This is a genomic window from Candidatus Anoxymicrobium japonicum (assembly GCA_002843005.1).
In the GTDB taxonomy this organism is placed as follows: Bacteria; Actinomycetota; Geothermincolia; order Fen-727; family Anoxymicrobiaceae; genus Anoxymicrobium; species Anoxymicrobium japonicum.
Genome location: PHEX01000109.1, coordinates 1 through 3105 on the forward strand (window position 1 = coordinate 1; position 3105 = coordinate 3105).

The window sequence follows — 3105 nt, forward strand, 5'->3', positions numbered from 1 at the left end:
AGCAGGAACAGGCCGCCTGCAGCGGTCTTCAGGTTCTCCATGTAACGTTGCTGGAATCTTGCCAACATCAGGCGGTCAGCCCCGAGGGAGTCAGCGTCAGTATCGGCTGCTTCTTCAGGCCGTTGATCAGCCACGACCTGACCGTGCGCCATTCCACATGGTGTACGCCGAATCTCTGGCTATGGGCGAAATACCTTGCAGCCATGACCGGCTTCGAGCGGTTGGCGATCACCTTGCGGTAGGACAACTCACGGTGCAGCTCGGCACTGTGCGGCATGGCACGGGTCAGCATCTGGCGCATTTCCCGGTATTCCTCGGTGAAATCCAGCCGGTCGTTGAAATTGATCAGGTTGACGCCGTGGTTGCAGAACGGCGCCGGATCAAAGCTGTTGATGCCGAGCATGATGGACAGCGACTCGGTCAGGTAGCGCGAGATGTTGAGCGCCACCTGGGTCTGGTCTACATATTTTGTGGCGCCTACGTTAGCGCCATGCCAGCGATACTTGATCAGGCTTTGCCCGATGTTCGTGCAATGCGCCACCAGCGCCAGCTGGCCGAAGAGGAAATAATCCTCCGCCAGGCCCGGCACCTGGATGCGTTTGTCTTCGGGCATCGCGCCGATGAAATCGACACCGTAACGCGCACCCAGCCGCTGAATCGCATCGAAGCGCATCGCCACAGTCGGGTGCGCCACCGGCGTGCGGAACGGCGTGCTGATGAGGACGCCGTATTGCCCGGTAGGCATATCGAGCATGCCGATCTTGCGGCCGGAGGCGTCGATCACATCACCCAGCGAGCCGACCAGCACCAGTTCGTCATCGTCATCCAGCGCATTGGCCAGCATCTGCATGCGGTGCGGCAAGGAGACATCATCGGCGTCCTGCCGCATGACATATTTGCAATCGCACAAATCGAGCCCGGCATTCAGCAGCCCGGCGAGCCCATTGGCCCAGGGCAAACGGTGTACGACGATACGCGGGTCGCGTTTGGCATAGGCTTCGGCCAGTTCATAACTGCCGTCGTCGGAACCGTGATCGAGCACCAGCAGGCGCCAGTCGCGATAGGTCTGCTGGCAGATGCTTTCTATGGATTCGGCCAGATAGTCGATGCCATTCTTGACCGGGAGCAATACGTCAAATGTCGCCATGGTTTTTCCTGTTAATCGAAGTTCAGATTCGCTGCTGTGATACCAGCTCGCTGGGCACCGTCCAGGCATTGACGTAGGTCGAGTTCTTGCCGTAGCTGTTATCGATGACGGTGTTGGGTTTATCCATGAGGCAGGCCAGAATGTGTCCGTGCAGTCGGTCGGTGAAAATATGCTCATGACAGCCAAACAGTTCGATGGCCTTGTCCACCAGCTTGGCCGAATAGCGCACCCAGGAATCGGTCAGCAAGCGATTGCCGGCATGGCTCAGCCCGGCCTTGTGCGCGATACGCATGGTTTTGCGGAAACGCTCGATAGACTTCTCGCCGTCGCCGACCAGCTGCGGCCAGTCCGTCGTCGCCAGCACCTCCAGCTCCGCATCTGCCATCAGTGCGTTTTTTTCATCATCGGTGCGGCTGATGCGCAGTGCGCCTTGGGCCGGGAGTTGCGGGTCGGCGCTGATGCGATAGAGCTGATGCGCCATGTCGGGCAGCAGATAGACGTGGTCGGTGAAATCGCTGGCAATCTTGTACGAATTGAAATCCCGCACGCAGATGTGCACATCCGGATGCTGGCGGAAGATGGTGGCAGAACGCTTTCTTTCGGCATCGGACGAAAAGTGTATGGACTGCGGCAGCACGATGATGGTGTTTTGCGGCCGGCTGGCCACCACTTGCTCACGCAAGGGTTGCATACCATAGGCAGAATAAAGGTCGCCGAAATTGCCGCCGCCATGGAACACGATCACGTCGTCATCGCGTATCCAGCCGGGGTCATAGGCAAAAGCCGGCGCGGTGATACGGGGACGCAGGCCATGCTTGCGGAAAAACGCCAGCGTGCCGTGCATGATGAGCAAATCCCCGATATTGCCGTGCACCGGGATATCGACATAATGAAACGGCCGCCCGCGCAGCAGGCCGAGCAGGATCTCATGCTCGCCGGCCAGGGTGTTCATCAGGAAGGCGTGTTGCTGAATAGGGCTATTCATCTCATTCACTTGGCTTCTCATGGTTTTCATCTATGTTCCTCAACCGAAACTGCGCCTGGTCAGAAACCGGAATACGGCTTTGCAGTCTTCCATGGTCGGCAATACATCTGGCACCGTTTCTTTCAGCACCAGCGGGTAGATGGCCATCGTGACCGACAGCCTGAGCACCGCACCGGCCAGCATCAGCAGGCTAAGGTAGACATGGATGTTTTCTGTGGGCAGGAACGGCAGGGCCATGAAGACCGGCAACACCGAAATGAACTGCCGCATGAACACCAGGCCGGGCCGGCCGCCGGCATTGAAACGCTGCGCCAAGGTCCAGCTGGCCCCGGCGATCACGCACTCGAACAACAGCACCGCGAACGGGATCACGGTCGGCGCAAACGAATCGCCGTAGACCCAGACGATCAGCCAGGGCGACAACAATGCGCCAAAGGCAGCGAGTGTCAGCATGGGCACAAAAGTCAGGCGGAATGCCACGCGCACATGGTGGGAAAGCTCGTCGACATCCTTGCCGGCAAAGCGCGAATAAAGGGCCGTAGACACCGCCTCCTGCAGGGCGCCGATCAGGCGTGAGGTGGTAAAGGCCAGGGCATAAAAGCCGTATTCGATGATGGTGCCGATATTCAGCAGCGCGACCTTGTCGAAATTCACCAGCAGCAGGCCCAGCACCACGGTGCCATGATGGCTGACGCCATAACGCAACATGCTTTTCCAGCTGACCGGCTGTTTCCTGTGGTCTGCGCCCTCCCACACCCGGTTCTGCCTGGCCCAGACCATACCCATGATGGTCAGCACAGCGCTGACGATGGTCTGCGTCAGCAGAATCTTGCGGAAATCGACTTCCTCATAAAACGCCAGCAAACCCAATAACAAAATGAGGTTGCCGGCCACCAGCACAAAGCGCATCAGGTTGAAGAAATGCAGCTTGGCCTGCAGCTGGCTGAGGGCATAAAAATAGCCTTGTGTCGCC

At 58.6% G+C, this 3105-nt stretch carries 3 protein-coding genes; all 3 read right to left on the bottom strand.

The window, feature by feature from the left end:
- Nucleotides 1-67: 67 nt before the first annotated feature.
- Nucleotides 68-1216: a glycosyl transferase gene (locus CVT63_08145; protein PKQ27409.1), complete on the bottom strand. Its 1149-nt coding sequence runs from the start codon at nucleotides 1214-1216 to the stop codon at nucleotides 68-70.
- Nucleotides 1170-2132 (bottom strand): exopolysaccharide biosynthesis protein, encoded by a 963-nt coding sequence (locus tag CVT63_08150; GenBank protein ID PKQ27411.1) that lies wholly within the window; start codon nucleotides 2130-2132, stop codon nucleotides 1170-1172. Before CVT63_08150 ends, CVT63_08145 begins: the two co-directional genes overlap by 47 nt.
- 39 nt (nucleotides 2133-2171) lie before the next feature.
- A partial coding sequence (locus tag CVT63_08155; protein PKQ27410.1) for a hypothetical protein occupies nucleotides 2172-3105 on the bottom strand: 934 nt, incomplete at its 5' end.

Excerpts from the sequence above, each read along its gene's own strand:
- CVT63_08145 (PKQ27409.1), bottom strand. The coding sequence starts at position 1,216 with ATGCCTGGACGGTGCCCAGCGAGCTGGTATCACAGCAGCGAATCTGAA.
- CVT63_08150 (PKQ27411.1), bottom strand. The coding sequence starts at position 2,132 with ATGAATAGCCCTATTCAGCAACACGCCTTCCTGATGAACACCCTGGCC.